Origin of the sequence: Tsukamurella pseudospumae, from assembly GCF_001575195.1 — a bacterium.
Taxonomy (GTDB): Bacteria; Actinomycetota; Actinomycetes; order Mycobacteriales; family Mycobacteriaceae; genus Tsukamurella; species Tsukamurella pseudospumae.
This window is the reverse complement of record NZ_LSRF01000056.1, coordinates 90,130-108,580: the sequence shown is the minus strand read 5'-3', so window position 1 is coordinate 108,580 and position 18,451 is coordinate 90,130. Positions and strand designations below refer to the sequence as shown.

At 71.9% G+C, this 18,451-nt stretch carries 19 protein-coding genes; 13 read left to right on the top strand and 6 right to left on the bottom strand.

Annotated features, from left to right (window positions below; all coding sequences use genetic code 11):
• Positions 1-12: 12 nt before the first annotated feature.
• Complete coding sequence (locus AXK60_RS14945) at positions 13-792, bottom strand: electron transfer flavoprotein subunit beta/FixA family protein (RefSeq protein ID WP_068572088.1); 780 nt, start codon at positions 790-792, stop codon at positions 13-15.
• A gap of 206 nt (positions 793-998) precedes the next feature.
• Between AXK60_RS14945 and AXK60_RS14940 the strand changes: the two genes are divergently transcribed.
• The 5 genes from AXK60_RS14940 (at position 999) to AXK60_RS14920 (ending at position 5,472) form a co-directional block, all read left to right on the top strand.
• Complete coding sequence (locus AXK60_RS14940; RefSeq protein ID WP_068572087.1) at positions 999-1,745, top strand: class I SAM-dependent methyltransferase; 747 nt, start codon at positions 999-1,001, stop codon at positions 1,743-1,745.
• Positions 1,746-1,789: 44 nt separating this feature from the next.
• Entirely contained in the window at positions 1,790-3,295 is a 1,506-nt protein-coding gene (locus AXK60_RS14935) for a 1,4-alpha-glucan branching protein domain-containing protein (protein WP_068572844.1), read from the top strand.
• Position 3,296: 1 nt separating this feature from the next.
• Positions 3,297-4,604, top strand: coding sequence for a glycosyltransferase family 4 protein (locus AXK60_RS14930; protein WP_068572086.1), 1,308 nt, complete (start codon positions 3,297-3,299; stop codon positions 4,602-4,604).
• A 74-nt stretch (positions 4,605-4,678) separates the two neighbouring features.
• Positions 4,679-4,942 carry a hypothetical protein gene (locus AXK60_RS14925; protein ID WP_068572085.1) on the top strand — a complete coding sequence of 88 codons (264 nt, stop codon included), beginning with the start codon at positions 4,679-4,681 and terminating at the stop codon, positions 4,940-4,942.
• 2 nt (positions 4,943-4,944) lie between these two features.
• Positions 4,945-5,472, top strand: a complete 528-nt coding sequence (locus AXK60_RS14920) for a GNAT family N-acetyltransferase (protein ID WP_068572084.1) — start codon at positions 4,945-4,947, stop codon at positions 5,470-5,472.
• Between the two features lie 15 nt (positions 5,473-5,487).
• Here the strand turns inward: AXK60_RS14920 and AXK60_RS14915 are convergent, their stop codons facing one another.
• A complete protein-coding gene (locus tag AXK60_RS14915; RefSeq protein WP_068572082.1) occupies positions 5,488-6,243 on the bottom strand; it encodes an acyltransferase in 756 nt (251 codons plus the stop codon).
• Positions 6,244-6,349: 106 nt separating this feature from the next.
• Between AXK60_RS14915 and AXK60_RS14910 the strand changes: the two genes are divergently transcribed.
• The gene (locus tag AXK60_RS14910) at positions 6,350-7,678 is read left to right on the top strand and encodes an outer membrane protein assembly factor BamB family protein (protein WP_068572080.1); all 1,329 of its coding nucleotides are present in this window, start codon (positions 6,350-6,352) and stop codon (positions 7,676-7,678) included.
• A gap of 21 nt (positions 7,679-7,699) precedes the next feature.
• On the opposite strand, the gene AXK60_RS14905 is transcribed toward AXK60_RS14910, so the two are convergent.
• The 3 genes from AXK60_RS14905 to AXK60_RS14895 are packed head-to-tail and all read right to left on the bottom strand — an operon-like array spanning position 7,700 to position 10,208.
• A complete protein-coding gene (locus AXK60_RS14905) occupies positions 7,700-8,335 on the bottom strand; it encodes a 3-oxoacid CoA-transferase subunit B (RefSeq protein WP_068572078.1) in 636 nt (211 codons plus the stop codon).
• Positions 8,332-9,027 (bottom strand): 3-oxoacid CoA-transferase subunit A, encoded by a 696-nt coding sequence (locus tag AXK60_RS14900; RefSeq protein WP_068572076.1) that lies wholly within the window; start codon positions 9,025-9,027, stop codon positions 8,332-8,334. Before AXK60_RS14900 ends, AXK60_RS14905 begins: the two co-directional genes overlap by 4 nt.
• Positions 9,024-10,208, bottom strand: a complete 1,185-nt coding sequence (locus tag AXK60_RS14895) for a thiolase family protein (protein ID WP_068572074.1) — start codon at positions 10,206-10,208, stop codon at positions 9,024-9,026. Before AXK60_RS14895 ends, AXK60_RS14900 begins: the two co-directional genes overlap by 4 nt.
• 71 nt (positions 10,209-10,279) lie before the next feature.
• Between AXK60_RS14895 and AXK60_RS14890 the strand changes: the two genes are divergently transcribed.
• Positions 10,280-11,167 (top strand): LysR substrate-binding domain-containing protein, encoded by an 888-nt coding sequence (locus tag AXK60_RS14890; protein WP_068572072.1) that lies wholly within the window; start codon positions 10,280-10,282, stop codon positions 11,165-11,167.
• Positions 11,168-11,173: 6 nt separating this feature from the next.
• On the opposite strand, the gene AXK60_RS14885 is transcribed toward AXK60_RS14890, so the two are convergent.
• The gene (locus tag AXK60_RS14885) at positions 11,174-12,199 is read right to left on the bottom strand and encodes a helix-turn-helix transcriptional regulator (protein WP_068572842.1); all 1,026 of its coding nucleotides are present in this window, start codon (positions 12,197-12,199) and stop codon (positions 11,174-11,176) included.
• A gap of 198 nt (positions 12,200-12,397) precedes the next feature.
• Between AXK60_RS14885 and mhpA the strand changes: the two genes are divergently transcribed.
• From mhpA to AXK60_RS14855, 6 genes are all read left to right on the top strand, one after another.
• On the top strand, positions 12,398-14,008 hold the full coding sequence (gene mhpA, locus AXK60_RS14880) for a bifunctional 3-(3-hydroxy-phenyl)propionate/3-hydroxycinnamic acid hydroxylase MhpA (protein ID WP_068572070.1): 1,611 nt from the start codon (positions 12,398-12,400) through the stop codon (positions 14,006-14,008).
• Positions 14,005-15,060 carry an alpha/beta hydrolase gene (locus AXK60_RS14875; RefSeq protein ID WP_231855473.1) on the top strand — a complete coding sequence of 352 codons (1,056 nt, stop codon included), beginning with the start codon at positions 14,005-14,007 and terminating at the stop codon, positions 15,058-15,060. The genes mhpA and AXK60_RS14875 overlap by 4 nt, the downstream gene beginning before the upstream one ends.
• Positions 15,057-16,112, top strand: coding sequence for a maleylacetate reductase (locus AXK60_RS14870; RefSeq protein WP_068572068.1), 1,056 nt, complete (start codon positions 15,057-15,059; stop codon positions 16,110-16,112). Before AXK60_RS14875 ends, AXK60_RS14870 begins: the two co-directional genes overlap by 4 nt.
• Positions 16,113-16,120: 8 nt before the next feature.
• Positions 16,121-17,050, top strand: a complete 930-nt coding sequence (locus tag AXK60_RS14865) for a dioxygenase family protein (protein ID WP_068572066.1) — start codon at positions 16,121-16,123, stop codon at positions 17,048-17,050.
• Between the two features lie 151 nt (positions 17,051-17,201).
• The gene (locus AXK60_RS14860) at positions 17,202-18,164 is read left to right on the top strand and encodes an acyl-CoA thioesterase (RefSeq protein WP_068572064.1); all 963 of its coding nucleotides are present in this window, start codon (positions 17,202-17,204) and stop codon (positions 18,162-18,164) included.
• Positions 18,165-18,181: 17 nt separating this feature from the next.
• Positions 18,182-18,448 carry a helix-turn-helix domain-containing protein gene (locus tag AXK60_RS14855; protein ID WP_068572062.1) on the top strand — a complete coding sequence of 89 codons (267 nt, stop codon included), beginning with the start codon at positions 18,182-18,184 and terminating at the stop codon, positions 18,446-18,448.
• Positions 18,449-18,451 lie beyond the last annotated feature (3 nt).

Genomic DNA, 18,451 nt, shown 5'->3' with positions numbered 1-18,451 from the left:
GGGACGAGGGTCTTAGATGATCTTCTGGCCGATGAGGAACTGCGCGACCTTGCCGCCGCCGTCACCCTCGTCGACGACCTTCTCGCCCGCCTGCTTGGCCGGCTTCGGGGTCACGCCCGAGACCGTGGTGCCGGCGTTCGCGCCGCCGACCTCGTCGAGCTCCACGCCGATCTCCGCGAGGGAGAGCACGTTGATCTCCTTCTTCTTCGCCGCCATGATGCCCTTGAAGGAGGGGAAGCGCGGCTCGTTGATCTTCTCGTTGACCGACACGATGGCCGGCAGCGACGCCTCGAGCTCGAAGATGCCCTCGTCGGTCTCGCGCTCGCCCTTGATCGAGTCGCCCTCGACGGTGAGCTTGCGCATGTGCGTGAGCTGGGGCAGGCCCAGGTACTCCGCCAGGATGGCCGGCACGGCGCCGACGCGACCGTCGGTGGCCTCGTTACCGGCGATGACCAGCTCGACACCCTCGATGGTGCCCAGCGCGCGGGCGATGACCCACGAGGTCTGGATGGCGTCCGAGCCGTGCATGGCATCGTCCTGCACGTGGACGGCCTTGTCGGCGCCCATGGACAGGGCCTTGCGGATCGCATCGGTGGCGCTCGCGGGGCCGACGGTCAGCACGGTGACCTCGCCGCCGTTGGCCTCCTTGATCTGGAGCGCCTCCTCGACGGCGCGCTCGTTGATCTCGTCCAAGTACGGGTCGATCGACCGGTCGAGGGCGAAATCATCGGCGAGCTTGCGCTCGGAACCCGTGTCGGGGACCTGCTTGATCAGTACGACTACGTTCGTCATTGGTCTTCGTCGACCTCCTGGATCATCGGATACTCGTAGGGCACATTCTCACACTGCCGGGCGGGCACGGAAATCCCGCCCCACCACAGTGAAGCGACTCGAACTTAGCACCGCCTCACGACATTGTTTAACTGCAGAGTAAGTTACCCGGAGGTAACTGTCCATGTGGGCTGGCCCACGGCACTGCGACGACTAGGCTGGGAAGAATGTGTGACCCGCTGCCCCTGACCGGCGAGCGAACCGTCCCCGGGATCCCCGAGGAGAACTACTGGTTCCGCCGGCACGAGATCGCGTACCTCGCGATCGTCGACCGTTACGCCGGGACGTCGGTCTTCGAGGCCGGCAGCGGCGAGGGCTACGGCGCCGCGATGCTCGCCGACGGCGGCGCGAGCGTCACCGCCCTGGACTACGACGAGTCGGCGGTCGCGCACGTCCGTGCCGCTTACCCGAAGGTCACCATGCTGCACGGCAACCTCGCCGAGCTGCCGCTGGACGACGCCTCGGTGGACGCCGTCGTCAACTTCCAGGTGATCGAGCACCTCTGGGATCAGCCCCAGTTCCTCCGCGAGGTCGCGCGGATCCTGCGCCCCGGCGGCGAGCTGGCCATCTCCACCCCCAACCGCGTCACCTTCTCCCCCGGCCGCGACACCCCCCTCAACCCCTTCCACACCCGCGAGCTCAACTCCGCGGAGCTGGTCGAGCTGCTCGAGGAAGCCGGCTTCGAGGTGACCGAGAAGCTCGGCGTCTACCACGGCGCCCGCCTGGCCGAGCTGGACCGCCGCCACGGCGGCAGCTTCATCGACGCGCAGATCGAGCGGTCGCTCGCCGGCGAGCCCTGGCCGGAGGAACTCTCGAACGACGTGGCCGCCGTCGCGGCCCAGGACTTCGACCTGCGCGCCGACGAGCCCGACAGTCTCGACCTGTTCTTCTACGCCCGGAAGCCCGGAGCGTGAGCGCACCGTCGGGCAGCCCGACGGTGACCGGCCGCGAGCCCGGCATGATCGCGTTCGTCCTGCACTCGCACCTCCCCTGGCTCGCCCATCACGGCGCCTGGCCCGTGGGCGAGGAATGGCTGTACCAGTCCTGGGCCGCGTCGTACCTGCGGATGGCCGAGATGCTCGACCGCCTCGCGGACGAGGGGCGCACCGACCAGCTCACGCTCGGCGTGACGCCGGTGCTCGCCGCGCAGCTCGACGATCCGTACTGCCTCGAGGCCATGCACCACTACCTCGGCAACTGGCAGCTCCGCGCGCACGAGGCGGCGCTCTCGGGCCGCCCCTCCTCGGCCGAGCTCGGCGCCCGCGAGCACCGGAACTCCGCGCACGCCCTCGATCTCTTCGAGACCCGCTGGCGCCACGGCGGCACCCCGGTCCTGCGGCGCCTGGCCGACGCGGGCACCGTCGAACTGCTGGGCGGGCCCCTGGCGCACCCGTTCCAGCCCCTGTTGCACCCGCGGGTGCGCGAGCTGTCGCTGCGGGAGGGCCTCGCCTACGGGCGGGCCCGGCTCGGCTCCCCCGCCCGGACCGGGATCTGGGCGCCCGAGTGCGCCTACAAGCCCGGCATGGAAATCGGATACCAGGCCGCGGGCGTCACGCACTTCATGGTCGACGGCCCCACGCTCGGCGGCGACACGGCCCTCGCGCGCCCCGTCGGCGACTCGTCCGTCCTCGCCTTCGGGCGCGACCTGCCCGTGAGCTACCGCGTGTGGTCGCCCAAGTCCGGCTACCCGGGGCACGCCGCCTACCGCGACTTCTACGCCCACGACCACGCCACGGGCCTCAAGCCGAGCCGGGTGACGGGCAAGAAGGTCGCGGAGGCCGACAAGGCGCCCTACGATCCGGAACGGGCCGACGCCGCGATCGACCGGCACGTCGCCGACTTCGTCGACACCGTCGTCGCCCGCGTGCGGTCCGAGAGCGCGCGGATCGGCCGGGACGCCCTGGTGGTGGCAGCGTTCGACACGGAGCTCTTCGGGCACTGGTGGTACGAGGGCCCGATCTGGCTCGAGCGCGTGCTGCGCGCCCTCCCCGAGGCCGGTGTCCGCGTGGGGACGCTGCGCTCCGCCGCGGAGGCCGGATACGTGGGCGCGCCGCGCGAGATCCCGGCCAGCTCGTGGGGCTCGGGCAAGGACTGGCACGTCTGGGACGGCCCGCAGGTGCAGGAGTTCGTCGAACTCAACGAGGAGATCACCACGACGGTGCTCCGCGTCCTCGACAAGCGGGCCGGGCGGGCCCGCGACGTCGTGAGCGACCAGGTGCTGCAGGAGGCACTGATGTGCCTGCAGTCCGACTGGCCGTTCATGGTCTCCAAGGACACCGCCGCCGGCTACGCCCGCGATCGCGCCTACAAGCATGCGCACGCGCTGCGGGAGATCGCCGAGGCGGCCGAGCGTGGCGACGACGCGCGCGCCGTCGCGCTGGCCCGCACCTGGCGCCTCGCCGACGACCCGTTCCCCGGGCTCGACGCGCGCCGCCTCCCCGCGACGGCGCAGGAGGAGTACTGACATGCGCGTCCTGCTCGTCTCCTGGGAGTACCCGCCGGTCGTCGTCGGCGGGCTCGGCCGGCACGTCCACCACCTCGCGCTCCAGCTGCGCGACCAGGGCCATGACGTCGTGGTCGTCTCCCGGCAACCCACCGGCACCGACCCGCGCAGCCACCCCACCTCGGACACCGTCGTCGACGGCATCCGCGTGATCATGGCCGCCGAGGACCCCCTGGCCCTCGACTTCGGCACCGACATGATGCCGTGGGTGCTCTCCATGGGGCACTCGATGCTGCGAGCGGGGCTGCGCCTGGCCGGGTACAACCCGACCGCCGGCGAGGACGCCCTGCACGGCGCGAGCACCGTCGGGCGGCCCTGGGTCCCCGACGTCGTGCACGCGCACGACTGGCTCGCCGCCCACGCCGCCGTCGGGCTCGCCGAAGCCTTCGACACACCCCTCGTCGCCACGATCCACGCCACCGAGGCGGGTCGGCACAGCGGCTGGGTGTCCGGCCCGGTGAACCGGCAGGTGCACTCCACCGAGTGGTGGCTCGCCAACGAGGCCGACGCGGTGATCACCTGCTCGCGGTCGATGTCCGACGAGGTCGGCCGTCTGTTCGGGCCCGGACTCGCTCAGCTGCACACCATCGCGAACGGCATCGATTCGTCGTTGTGGCCGTACCGGGACCGGTCCCGGAAGGCTGTCCGACGGGGCGCGCCCCGTCTGCTGTACGTGGGCCGGCTCGAGTACGAGAAGGGCGTGCAGGACCTCGTCGCCGCGGTGGCCAGAGTGCGCCGCACGCACCCCGGGACCACACTGACGGTGGCCGGCGACGGCACGCAGGCCGCGTGGCTGCGCGATGTCACGCGCGAACATCGCGTGCTGCGCGCCGTCGAGTTCACCGGCGCCCTCGACCACGAGGAGCTCGTCGCGCAGCTGCACTCGGCCGACGCACTGGTGATCCCGTCGCGCTACGAGCCCTTCGGCATCGTCGCCCTCGAGGGTGCCGCGACCGGCATCCCCGTCATCGCCACCACCGCGGGCGGCCTGGCGGACTTCATCCGGACCGGAGAGACGGGCGTGTCCGTCGAACCCGCCGATGTGCCGGGCCTGACCGCGGCGATCCGCGAGGTTCTCGACGATCCGGCCGCGGCGCACCGTCGGGCCGCGGCGGCGCGCGCCGAGGTCGAGGAGTTGACCTGGGACGCCGTGGCGCGCGAGACCGCGCAGGTCTACCTCGCCGCCAAGCGCCGGCCCCGCACCCCCCTGGGGCGGCGCGTGATCGACGAACGTCCCCTGCCGGAGCGGGACCCGACGAACCCCCTGTAGTCGTGTCACCGCTCGCGAAGACAGACTGACCAGCAGAAGGTGCACGATCACAAACCTTGTGGCACGGTCGATTCATGACCGTACGACCGGAAGACGTGCTGCCCGACGATCAGGATTCCGCCGATTTCGGCGGTCTCGCACTGCGCAAGGGCACCGTCGCGGCGTTCGTGCAGAACGCGAAACTCCTGGACGCCACCGCCGACGGCACGCCCGAGGCCGGTGACCTGACCGCGGCCCTGGCCGCCGCGGTACCGCAGCTGCGAGCGATCGGCGTGCTGGACGTCTTCGCCCCCGTCTCACCCCGCGTCCGCGCGATCATCGACGCGGTGGAGGGCTGAGCGTGCTGGTACGGAACGAGACCGCCGACGACCGCGCGGCCGTTGCGGACGTGCACCGCAGCGCGTTCGCGCCGATGACCCCGCCGGGGCGGACGGAGCCGGTCGAGGTGGTCCTGGTCGAGGCGCTTCGTCTGTGCGGCGCGTGGATCGACGAGCTGTCCTTCGTCGCCGAGGACGACGACGGCGCGGTGGTCGGCCACATCTGCCTGACCCGGGCCACCGTCGGCGACGTGCCCGCGCTCGCCCTGGGACCGCTCGGGGTTCGGGCGGACGTCCAGGCCCGGGGCACCGGCTCGGCCCTGATGCTGGCCTCCCTGGGGGCGGCGGATGCGCTCGGCGAACCGCTCGTCGCGCTGCTCGGGCACAAGGACTACTACCCGCGGTTCGGCTTCGTCCCGGCCGCCGACCTCGGCGTGACGCCGGACGTCGCGGAGTGGGCGGGCGACTCGTTCATGGTGCGCACGCTGGGGGCGTACCGGCCGGAACTACGCGGCGAGTTCCGCTACCCCAGCCCGTTCTACCTGTTGTAGCCCGACGGTCCGCCGTCAGGAGTTCCCGGGCAGCCCGCGGGCCTCGGCCTTCTTGCGCTCGATGTCGGCGAGGGCGCGCTCGAGCTCGGCGCGCTCGGCGATCGACGCCTCCCACATGTCCTTGCGGTTCTTGACCACCCGGGCGGGCGAGCCGACGGCGATCGAGTAGGGCGGGATCTCGCCCCGGACCACGGCGTGCGCGCCGAGGACGGTGCCGTGCCCGATGAGGGTGTTGCGGGTGACGGTGACCTTGGTGCCCACCCAGGTGTCGCCGCCGATCCGGACGGGGCCCTTGACGATGCCCTGGTCCTTGATGGGGATGTCGATGTCGTCCATCTTGTGGTCGAAATCGCAGATGTAGCACCAGTCCGCGACCAGCGACGCGGGGCCGAACTCGATGTCGAGGTAGCAGTTGACCACGTTGTCGCGGCCGAACACCGACTTGTCGCCGATGCGCAGCGAGCCCTCGTGGCAGCGGATCTTGTTCGAGTCCCCGATGTGCACCCACCGGCCGATCTCCATCCGGCCGAGGCCGGGCGTCGCGTGGATCTCGACGTTCTTGCCGAGGAAGACCATGCCCTTGAGCACGATGTGCGGGTTGGCCAGCCGGAACTTCAGCAGGCGGAAGTACCGCACCAGGTACCAGGGCGTGTACGCCTTGTTCTTGAGGACCCAGCGCAGCGACGCGGGCGTCAGGAACCGCGCCTGCTGATCGGCCTGCCGGGCGTGACGCCACCGCGATCGATACGGGGCGTTCCACATGCTCGTCATGCCCGCGAGCCTATCCGGCGGGTGCGCCCCGCCGGTCCGGTACGCCTCCCGCGCTAGTCTGTGGGGCGGTCGGACGTCCGAGCCACAGGTCGAGCAGAGGAGACACATGCGGTTGGGTAGGCGCGCGCGCACGCTGGGCGCGACGGTGGCCGCCGCGGCGGTCCTGGCCTCGTGCACGCCGGACACCACCTGGGTGTACGCGGACGATTCCGCCGCCTGGCCCGGCATGTACGGCGACTCCCGCAACAACTCCTACGCCGACCGGGACGCCGCGTCGTCGCTCGTCCCGGCCTGGACCCGCGATCTCGTCGGCCCCAACACGGTGCAGCCGGCCATCTCCAATCGCGGTGTCCTGTCCGTGACCGCCCGCACCGACGCCGGGTGCACCACCTTCAGCCTCGAGCTCACCGTGGGCCGCAAGACCTACTGCCGGCGCGACGCCGCGGGCGCCGACCTGCAGGCGCCCGTCGTGGACCAGTTCGAGTACACGTACCTCGGCGTCCCCGGCTGGCTCTACAGCTTCAACCCCGACAACCAGGTCCGCTGGCGCTATCCCACGGCGGGCACGCCCCTGTGGATCAAGCTCGCGGGCGACAACACGGTTCTCGCGGTCACGCACCTCGGGCAGATGGTGCTCGTCGACACGCACGACGGGACCGCGGCCGGCGCCGCGATCGGTCTGCTCCCGCAGGTCTCCGCCAACGACAACGGCGGCGGCATCGAGGACTGCGCGACGAACGGGCCCGGCTGCCCCGTGTCCGGGCCGCCCGCGGTCGACACGAGCGCGGAGCGCGCGTACGTCGTCGTCGGGGCGAACGGCGCACCGTCGAAGGTGATGGCGGTCGATTACGGCAAGACCGGAAACAGGCACGACCTGCGGTACGCGTGGGAGCGCAAGGACCTGCCCGACGGTGCCGTCGGCTCACCGTCGCTCTCGGCGGACCGGTCCACCCTGTACGTGAACCTGCGGGGCAAGAAGCTGGCCGCGCTCGACGCGAAGACCGGCGAGACGAAGTGGACCCACGACCTCGGGTACCAGAGCGCGGTACCGCCCTCGGTATCGCCGGACGGGATCATCGTCCCCGCGGCGCCCGGTCTGCAGCGCGGCTCCTTCGTCGCGCTGCAGGACGAGGGCAAGAGCGCCCGTGAGGTGTTCAAGCGCACCGATGTGGCGATGATCTCCCCGGCGACGCAGATCCGCGGCGGCATCGGCTACGCGGTCGTCCGGTCCTGGGCCGGCGTGCAGTCGCAGCTCATCGAGTTCCGCACGGACACCGGCACGACGCTGCGCACCTTCGACCTGCCGGACTCGGTCAAGTCCGCCTCGGGCGTCTCGATCGGGCCCGACGGTGAGCTGGTCACCGTCGGCAACGACGGCACCGTCTACGCCTTCACGTCGGGTCGCCGCACGGGCGACAGCGTCGTCAAGGAGTAGGCGCCGGACGTTCGGACCCGATCAGACCAGGTCGACGGGCAGGAGCTCGCGGAGCTCGTCCGGATCCATGCCGAAGGTCTCGAGAATGCGGGCACCGTCCGGCCCGGTCTCGAAGACGGCCACGTCGGTGTAGATCCGGTTCACGCAGCCCAGCCCGGTGAGCGGGTACGTGCAGGCCGGCACGAGCTTGGACGCGCCGGCCTTGTCGAACAGCGACATCATCACGTACACCTGCTTCGCCCCGATCGCGAGGTCCATCGCGCCGCCCACCGCGGGGATGGCACCCTCGCGCCCGGTGTGCCAATTGGCGAGGTCGCCGCGCTCCGAGACCTGGTACGCGCCGAGCACGCACACGTCGATGTGACCTCCGCGCATCATCGCGAAGGAGTCGGCGTGGTGGAAGTACGCGGCGCCCGGGAGCTCCGTCACCGGGACCTTGCCGGCGTTCGTGAGGTCCGGGTCGACGAGGTCGCCCACGGCCGTGGGGCCCATGCCCAGCATCCCGTTCTCGGTGTGGAGCACGACCTCGCGCTTCGCGGGCAGATGGTCGGCGACCTTGGTCGGTTGACCGATCCCGAGGTTGACATAGGCGCCGCGCGGGATGTCGTGGGCGACGCGGGCCGCCAGATCCTCCATCGACAGACGATGCGTGGTCATCGTGCTCCCTCCACGGTGTAGTGCCGGGCGTCGACGGCGACGATCCGGTCGACGAAGATGGACGGCGTCACGACCGCCTCGGGGTCGATAGCGCCGAGCGGGACGACCTCGTCGACCTGGACGATCGTGGTCGCGGCGGCGGTCGCCATGACGGGTCCGAAGTTCCGGGCGGTCTTGCGGTAGACGAGGTTGCCCCACGGATCGGACCGGTGAGCGGCGATCAGCGCGTAGTCGCCGTGGATCGGGTACTCGAGCAGGTACGTGCGCCCGTCGATCTCGCGGGTCTCCTTGCCCTCCGCCAACGGCGTGCCGACGGCCGTCGGGCAGTAGAACGCCCCGATACCCGCACCCGCCGCGCGCATCCGCTCGGCGAGGTTGCCCTGCGGGACGACCTCGAGGTCCACCTTTCCCGCGTGGTAGAGCTCGTCGAAGACGTAGGAGTCGCTCTGCCGGGGGAAGGAGCAGACCACTTTGCGGACACGGCCGGCCGCGAGCAGCGCCGCGACGCCGACGTCGCCGTTGCCGGCGTTGTTGGACACCACGGTGAGGTCGCTCGCGCCCTGCCGGATGAGGGCGTCGATGAGGTCGAAGGGCATGCCCGCCAGGCCGAAGCCGCCGATCAGGACCGTCGAGCCGTCCTCGATGCCGGCGACGGCGTCGTCGACGCCGTCATGGACCACTGCCCTGCTCATGCCCGGACCTCCGTGTTCTCGACGACGATCGCGAGGCCCTGGCCGACGCCGATGCAGAGGGCGGCGACCCCGTAGCGTTCGCCGCGGCGCCGGAGCGAGGTCGCGACGGTGCCGAGCAGCCGGCTGCCGGACGCGCCGAGGGGGTGCCCGAGCGCGATCGCCCCGCCGTGCGGATTGACGATCGCGGGGTCGATCCCCCACGCGTCGATGCAGACCAGCGACTGCACCGCGAAGGCCTCGTTGAGTTCGACGACGCCGACCTCGTTCCACGAGATCCCGGCACGCGCGAGCGCGCGGTTCGCGGCCTCCACCGGCGCGTATCCGAACATCTGCGGCTCCACCGCCGCGGCACCGCGGCCCGCGATGCGCGCGAGCGGATCGAGTCCGATCGTCCCCGAGGCCGCGGCGGATCCGAGGAGGACCGCCGCGGCGCCGTCGCTGAGCGGGCTGGCGTTGCCCGCGGTGATCGAGCCGTCGGGCCGGAACGCGGGGCGCAGCGCACCCAGCTTCTCGACGGTGGTCTCGGGCCGGACGTTCTCATCGCGCTCGAGGCCGTCGACGGGGACCACGAGGTCTGCGTAGAAGCCCTCCTCCCAGGCCGCGTGCGCCCGACGGTGCGACAGGTCCGCGAAGTCGTCCTGGCGCGCGCGGGAGACGGCGAACTTCTCGGCCAGCTGCTCGTTCGCCTCGCCCAGGCTCACGGTCCACTCGGCGGGCATCGCGGGGTTCACGAGGCGCCAGCCCAGGGTCGTGGAGACGGCAGTGACATCGCCCGCCGGGAAGGGTTTCGCGGACTTGGGCAGTACCCAGGGCGCGCGGGTCATCGACTCGACGCCGCCCGTCATGACGATGTCCGCGTCGCCGGTCTCGATGGACCTGCTGCCCATCATGGCGGCGTCGAGCCCCGAGCCGCACAGCCGGTTCACGGTGGTGGCCGGCACCTCGACCGGGACGCCCGCGAGCAGGGCCGCCATGCGCCCGACGTTGCGGTTGTCCTCCCCCGCGCCGTTGGCGTTGCCCCAGACGACCTCGTCGATCCGTGCTCCGGCGCCGAGTCCGGAGGCACGGTCGAGAACCGCCCGGATCGCAGTCGCGGCGAGGTCGTCGGGGCGGGCGCCGGCGAGCGCGCCGTTGAATCGGCCGAACGGCGTGCGTGCGGCGGCGTAGACGTAGGCATCCATACGGTCGACGGTAGGACGATCGATCGAGATATTGAAGTACCGAAATCAACGGTAATTGATATCGTCTCCATATGAATCTGCGGCAGCTCCGCTACTTCGTCGCGGTCGCAGAGGAGCGGCACTTCGGCCGCGCCGCGCAGCGCCTGCACATGGCGCAGCCGCCCCTGTCGCACCAGATCCGGCAGCTGGAGAGCGATCTCGGCGTAGAGCTCCTGCACCGCACCACGCGCCGGGTCGATCTCACGGACGCGGGGCGCGCCTACCTCGAGCGGGCGCGGGCCATTCTGTCCTCCGTCGACGACGCGGCGCAGCACGCGCGTCGCGTGGCGGCCGGCGCCACGGGGCATCTGACGATCGGCTGCGTCGGCACCGCGACGTACAGCCTGCTCCCGCCGCTGGCGCGGCGGCTCGCGGAGGAACTCCCGGGGATCGACTTCGCGTTCCGCGGCGAGATGCTGGTGCCCGACCAGGTCGAGGCGCTGCGCTCCGGGGCGATCGACATCGCGCTCCTGCGGCCGCCGGTGGCGGATCAGTCCCTGCGGATCCGCGTCGTGCGTCGCGAGCCGTGGGTCGTCGCGCTGCCCGCCGACCACCCTTTGACACGGAGGGAGCGGCTGCGGGTGTCGGACCTGGCGGGCGCGGCGTTCATCGTCCATTCGGCGGACCGTCGATCCGCGATGTACGACCGGGTCGCCGCGCTCCTCCGCGAAGGCGGTGTCGCACCGACGATCCGGCACGAGGTGGGCGAGACCTCCACGCTCGCAACGCTCGTCGCCGCCGGTCTGGGTATCGCCGTCGCCCCCGAGCCGATCACGGCACTGCGTCTCGACGGCCTCTCCTACCGCCCGCTCGACGGAGCGGGCACCGGCGTCGACCTGGCCGTCGCACACCTGGCGGACCGGGAGGACCGCCATCTGGCGCGCGTCGCGGACCTCATCGTCGACCTCACCGCGGTCTGAGTTCGGTCACCGACCGGCGACCCGCGCCCGGGTCTGCGAAGGAGTCTCGCCGAACCGGCGGCGGTACATCCCGGCGAACCGCGAGGGGTGGGTGAACCCCCAGTCGTAGGCGGTCTCGGTCACGGTGCGGCCGGAGTCCGGAGTCACCAGCTCGGCGCGGACGCGGTCCAGTCGCTCACCCAGGATGTATGCACTGGGCGAAAGCGCGAGCCGGTCCTGGAAGGCGCGCTGCAGCGAGCGCACGCTGACCCCGACGTGCGCAGCCACGTCGGGCACCGAGAGCGGCCCGCTCAGCCCCGCCTCGATGTGATCGAGCGCCCGTTGGAAGGTCCTCGGGTGCACCCGATCCGCGTCGCGGTCGTGGAGGAGCTCGGACTGATTGTGCCGGTGGGAGACCAGGAGCCCGGTGATGAGCAGGTCCCGCCAGTGCCGGGCCATCACCGGATCCGTGGCGAGTCCCGCCTCGTCGTCGAGGTCCCGCAGCAGCGAGCGCAGTGCTCCCGACCAGCTCCGGAGCCCGGGCGCGCCGAGGTCCATCCCGACCTCGAAGACGACCGGACCGCCGACGGGGCGGCCGGCGAGAGCTTCCAGTCGCTCCTGGACGGCAGCACGTTCGAGCCGCAGGTGCAGTTGGCGGTAGGAGCCGTCCATCCGCATCCGTGCCCGCATCGCGGGCGACAGCACGGCGGCCACTCCGCCCTCGATCACCGCTCCGCCGTCGGCCCCGACGAGTTCGAGCCGGTTCGACCCGGCCACCGCGATCATGAGGTCGTAGTAGTCGATGCGGTCGAGGATGTCGACGTCGATCGGAGTCCCCTGCTCCAGGTAGACCACGCCGAGGTCCGCGACCGCTGCGGACCGGACCGCGCCACGGAAGGGAGTCGCGGGGTCGCGCGGCACCGCGATCGAGTGGGTGCTGAGCAGACCGCCCGCGGCACTGCGGAAGGCGTCGACATCCGTGGTCCGCAGGCTGTCGAACCGGCCCAGCGGCGCGGCGGTCACCCCGCCACCGGCATCGGGACCGCCCCACATCGCCATCACCTCCGCACCCGACGGATCACCTCGACGAGGCCCTCACCTGCAGATTACACCCGGGCAGCGCCGGAACTGCGATCTGCGTCACCACATTCCGGCGCGATCCGGATAGCCCTGTCGCCACGCGGATAGTGGCGTCCGTCACCCGTTCGTAGCGTGCATCACATCGCCACAGTCCCGCGATGAAGGAGAACCGTGAACACCGAATCGACAACCACCACTGACTACGACGTCGCCGTCATCGGCTACGGCCCGACCGGCCTCGTCCTCTCGTCGATGCTGGCGCGGGCGGGCCACCGAGTGGTGGCCGTCGAGCGCTGGCCGGGCCTCTACGGCATGCCGCGGCTGACGCACATCGACGGCGAGACCGCCCGGATCATCCAGGCCGCGGGCGATGTCGACAGCGCCCTGCGCGACGCCGCTCCCGCGGCGGTGTACGAGTGGCGCAACGGTGCGGAGGAGTTGCTGATCGCCGTCGACTGGTCGGGCGAGTCCAGCGGTTTCGCCGCGCACTACTCGATGTACCAGCCGCACATCGAGTGCTCGATCGACGAGCGCAACCGCACGCGCCCGAACCTCGACGTGCTCCAGGGCACCATCCTGGTGAGCATGGAGCAGTCGGACGATCACGTGGAGCTGGTCGTGCGCCCCTGGTCGCGCGACCGGGACGCGCAATGGGCCGATGCGCCGGAGCGCACGCTCACCGCACAGTACGTGGTCGGCGCGGACGGCGCCGGCAGCACGGTCCGCCACCTCCTCGGCATCGACCGCTCCGATCTCCACGTCGACGATCGCTGGCTCAACATCGATACCGAATGCGTTCGCCCCCTGGGCGACCGGTTCGACACCGCCCGGCAGTACTGCGACCCGCGTCAGCCCCACATGTTCATGCCGATCGGGCGGAGCCGCCAGCGGTTCGAGGTCGCGGTCCGGCCCGAGGACGACGCCGACGAGATGGCCACCGAGGAGTTCGCCTGGCGGTGGCTCCGGGCGCAGCACGACCTGGGGCCCGACGACGTGAAGATCCTGCGCCACATCGTGTACACGTTCTCCGCGTGCACCGCCGACGCCTGGCGTGCAGGGCGGGTGTTCCTGGCCGGCGATGCCGCGCACACGATGCCCCCGTACATGGGCCAGGGCGCGTGCTCCGGCATGCGGGACGGGATCACGCTCGCGTGGAAACTCGACCTCGTTCTGTCGGGGAGGGCCGGAGAGGCGTTGCTGGACACCTACGAGGCCGAGCGCCGACCGCACGTCGAGGTCATCCAGAACTGCGCCGTCGAGCTGGGACGCGTGGCGAACCTCAAGGACCCCGTGGCCGCCGCCGCGCGCGACATCGCCTTCCAGCGCGGCGAGGTCCCTCCCCTGCCACCGTTCCCGACGATCGCCGCGGGCGTGATCGACGCCGACGCCGACGGGCTGCCGGTCGACGTCGCCGGAACTCTTGCGCCGCAGGGCGTCGTGCGCCTCGCCGACGATCGCTCCGGGCGGTTCGACGACCTGCACCCGTGGGGGTTCGCAGTGGTCTCCACGCGCGACGCGACCGAGATCCTGGGGCCGGATCGCCTGACCTTCCTGGCCGAGCTCGGCGGCACCGTCGTCACCCTGGAGCCGGGGCATCCGCACTCGATCGTCGATGAGCACGGCACCTACGCCGCCTACTTCGCGGACACCGGCGCCGACGCCTTCCTCGTGCGCCCCGACTTCCACCTGTACGGTGCGGCCGGCCTCGCCGACCTGCCGCGACTGGTGGACGGCCTCCGGGTGAAGCTGAGCGCCGCTCCGGCCGTGGCGGTCGCCCGGTGAACGCCGGCGTGATCGCCGCCAACGACGCGCACTGGCGTGCGATGGGTGTCACCCGGCTCCTCGACGCGGGGATGCGGTACGACGACGTCCTCGGCCTCCGGGCGGGTACCGACGCCGGCCGGATGTGGGACGAGGTCGCCGAGGAGCTGGGCGACGCACGGACCGCCCAGGCGCTCGCGGCCGCCGAGGCGGGCCGAGCGGTCACCGCCCACGAGAGTCACCGCGCGGCCGCGGCCTGCTACCTGTTCGCCCAGATGGCGTTCAACTTCGACACCGACCGCAAGCGCCGGCTGTACGCCCGGTTCGACGACGCCGTGGCGGCCGCGGCCGCGCACTCCCCGGTCCCGATGCGCCGCGTGGAGGCCGAATTCGGCGCCGGCGCCCTGACCGGCTGGCGCCTGCGGCCGGACGCGCCTCGGGGCACCGTCGTGGTCTTCGGCGGCCAGAGCGGCTGGGGCGCCACATACCTGCGCTACGCCGATGCCCTCGTCGCCCGGGGGCTGGCCGTGATCCTCGCGGAGGGCCCGGGGCAGGGGGATTCGCGACTGGTGCACGGGGTGCATCTCGATGTGGACGTGGCCGCCGCGTTCGGTGTGTTCGTCGACCTCGCGAAGTCGGACGGGCCGGTCGGGGTGTGGGGCAACAGCGTCGGGGGCCTGTTCGCGGCGCTCACCGCGGCTCGGCATCCCGGCGTCACCGCGTGCTGCGTCAACGGGTCGTTCGCCGCGCCGCGCCTGCTCGAGTTCCGGACCTTCGCCGAACAGGCGAAGGCGATGCTCGGCAGGGCCGACGACGATGCGGTCATCGCGAACTTCGCGCGCCTGCGGTTCGATCCGGCCGCGGAGGCGATCCCCTGTCCGCTGCTGGTCCTGCACGGCGGGGCCGATCCGCTGGTGGACCTCGCCGATCAGCAGCCCTTCCTCGACGCCGCGACCGATGCGACACTGCGGATCTGGGACGACGGAGAACACACCATCTACAACCACGCCGACGAACGGAACGCGCTGGCCGCGGACTGGTTCGCCGAACGACTCGACGGGAACCGCGCATGAACTTCACCCACGAGAGCCTCTCGCAGAAGATCCGATTCGGGTCGGGGACCGCCCGCGACGCCCTCAGCGAGGTCACCGCCGGCGCCGCGCGGATCATGTTGATCTGCTCGCCGCGCGAGGCGGAGCGGGCCGCCGAGATCACCGTGGACCTCCCGGTGGCGCTCCACCACCACGATGTCGCGATGCACGTCCCCGTCGAGGTCGCGGATCGCGGCCGCAGCGCCGCCGCAGAGGCGCGGGCTGACCTGCTGCTGTGCTTCGGCGGCGGCTCGGCGATCGGTCTCGCCAAGGCCGTCGCGTTGACCACGTCGATCCCGATCGTCGCCGTCCCGACGACCTACTCCGGCTCCGAGGCGACGTCGATGTGGGGCATGACCGACAACGGTGTGAAGACCACGGGCGTCGACCCGCGCGTCGCGCCGCGGGCGATCGTCTACGACGCCGAGCTCACGCTGGGGCTTCCCGCTGAGATCGGCACGGCGTCGGGCCTCAACGCCCTCGCGCACAGCGTGGATGCGATGTGGGGCCCGCGCGCCGACCCGATCGACCGGGTCCTCGCGGCCGAATCCGCCCGCGCGGTCCGCGAGGGCCTCCCGGCGATCGCCGCCGACGCGTCCGACCTCACCGGCCGGGAGCAGGTGCTGTACGCCGCCTACCTGGCGGCGACGGCGTTCTCGTCGGCGGGATCGGGCCTGCACCACAAGATCTGCCACGTCCTGGGCGGCGCCTTCGACCTCCCGCACGCGCAGACGCACGCCGCGGTGCTCCCCCACGTCCTCGCCTTCAACGCGCCCGCTGCGCCGGAGGCGCAGGCCCGGCTCGCCGGGGCGTTCGGTGCTCCCACCGCCGTCGAGGGACTCGCCGCCCTCTACGACGAGGTGCGCGCGCCCCGCTCGCTGCGGGACCTCGGCATGGCCGAAGCCGACATCGCCCCCGCCGTCGAGGCGGTCCTGCCGCTGGTCCCCGCCGGGAACCCGCGCCCGGTCACCGCCGCCGACCTCCACCGCATCCTTTCCGCGGCGTGGTCCGGCGCCACGCCCGAGCACATCTAGGAGCCACCGTGCACGACACATCCACGACCGATCGGACGGCGACCGACCAGACCGCCGCCGAGCAGACCCGGGTCGAGCAGGCCCTGGTCGAGCGGGTCCTGCGGTCCTTCGCCGACACCGAGGACCCGCGCCTCAAAGACGTGCTGGAATCCCTGGTGCGGCACCTGCACTCGTTCATCCGCGAGATCCGCCTCACCGAGGCGGAATGGACCGCGGCGATCGACTTCCTCACCGCGTGCGGCCGCATCACCGACGACCGCCGGCAGGAGTTCATCCTGCTATCCGACGTTCTCGGCGCGTCCATGCAGACGGTCACCGTCAACAACGAACTCGACGGCGACGCCACCGAGGCCACCGTCTTCGGTCCCTTCTTCGTCGACGACGCGCCGTCGATCCCCTTCGGCGGCGACATCGCCGGCGGCGCGACCGGCGAGCCCTGCTGGGTCGAGGGCACCGTCACCGGGACCGACGGTGCGCCGATTCCCGACGCCCGGATCGAGGTCTGGGAGTGCGACGAGGACGGCCTCTACGACGTCCAGTACGGCGACGAGCGCACCGCTGCACGAGCCCGGCTCGAGACCCGCGGGGACGGCACGTACGGATTCTGGGGACTGCGGCCCGTGCCCTACCCCATCCCTGCCGACGGCCCCGTCGGCCGCCTGCTCGCGGCGACCGGACGCTCGCCCCTGCGCGCCGCGCACCTGCACTTCATGGTCTCCGCTCCCGGATTCCGGACCCTGGTGACGCACATCTTCGTCGAGGGCGACGAGCAACTCGTCATCGGCGACAGCGTCTTCGGCGTCAAGGACTCCCTGATCAAGCGCTTCGAGGCGCAGGGCGCCGGCGCGCCGGTGCCGACCGCGCGCGACCTCGGCGGCGGACCGTGGTCGCGCACCCGATTCGACATCGTCCTCTCCCTCGATCCGTCCGCGCACTGACCGCGCGACCCGCGCGGTGTTACGGACGGGCGACCGGCGCGGTTACCGCGCGATCACCGATTCCTCACCGCGTTCCCCCGGCACCGGGTGCGTTCGCGGCTCGGCCCACCATGGTGCGATCCGTTCACCGCTCGCGAAGGAGCCCCACCTGATGCCCATCACCGATCGCCGGATCACCCTGCGGTTCCTCGCCGCCCCCACCGACGTCGCGACGGTGGGCGGCGGAGTCCGTGGAGGCCGCATCCTCGAGTGGATCGACAAGGCCGCCTACGCCTGCGCCGCGGCGTGGTCGGGCGGTTACTCGGTGACCGCCTACGTCGGCAACATCGGATTCGGCCGTGACATCGCCTCGGGCGACGTCGTCGAGGTGCGGGCCACGCTGGTCCTCACCGGTCGCAGCAGCATGCACATCCGGTGCGAGGTCGCCTCCGCCGATCCGCGGGTGGGCACCTTCACCGTCGCCAGCACGTGCCTGCTCGTCTTCGTCGCCGTCGACGAGGACGGGAAGCCGACGCCCGTGCGGCAGTGGCAGCCGGTCCTCGCCGAGGACGTGCGCGCGGCCGAGGAGGCCGAGGCCCGCGCCGACGTGCGGCAGCGGATCGCGGCGGCCATGAGCGGCGCGGACTACACGCTGCCGACCGAGACGGAACACCGCACCACACGCTTCCTCGCCGCACCCACCGACATCAACTGGGGCGGCAAGGCACACGGCGGCCGGGTGATGGGCTGGATGGACGACGCCGCCTACCTGTGCGCCGCGGGCTGGAGCGGCGGCGAGGCGGTCAGCGTCTACGTCGGTGGCGTGCGCTTCTACCGCCCTGTCCAGATCGGGCAGGTCATCGAGGTCTCTGCTCGCCTGCTGCACACGGGCCGGCAGACGATGCACGTCTCCGTCCACCTCTCCACCTGCTGGCCGCACGAGTACGCCCCCCAGCCCGCCGCCCACGCGCTGCACGTGCTCGCTGCGCTCGACACCGGCGGCGACGCGACGGCCGTGCGCCCGTGGACACCGCGGTTGCCCGGCGACATCGCGCTCGACGCGCACGCCCGCGAGCTGATCGCGATCCGCGGACGCCGCTCCGCCTCGGCCGCGACGCGGATGGTGGCCATCTGACCGGATAGACTTCTGCCATGGTCCGGCAGCCCCTCACCCCCGAACAGATCGCCGCGGGTCGGCGTCTCGGGGCGCGGCTGCGCACGGCGCGCGGTGCCCGCAGGCCCGACGAGGTGGCACGCGCGGCGGGGATCTCCCCCGAGACGCTGCGCAAGATCGAGACCGGCCGGATGGCGACGCCCGCGTTCGGCACCGTCGTCGCGGTGGCGGCCGTGCTCGGCGAGCCTCTGGACGCGCTGGCGTCGGAGTACCTGGACGCCGAGGGGCTGCGCCACACCGGGTAGCGC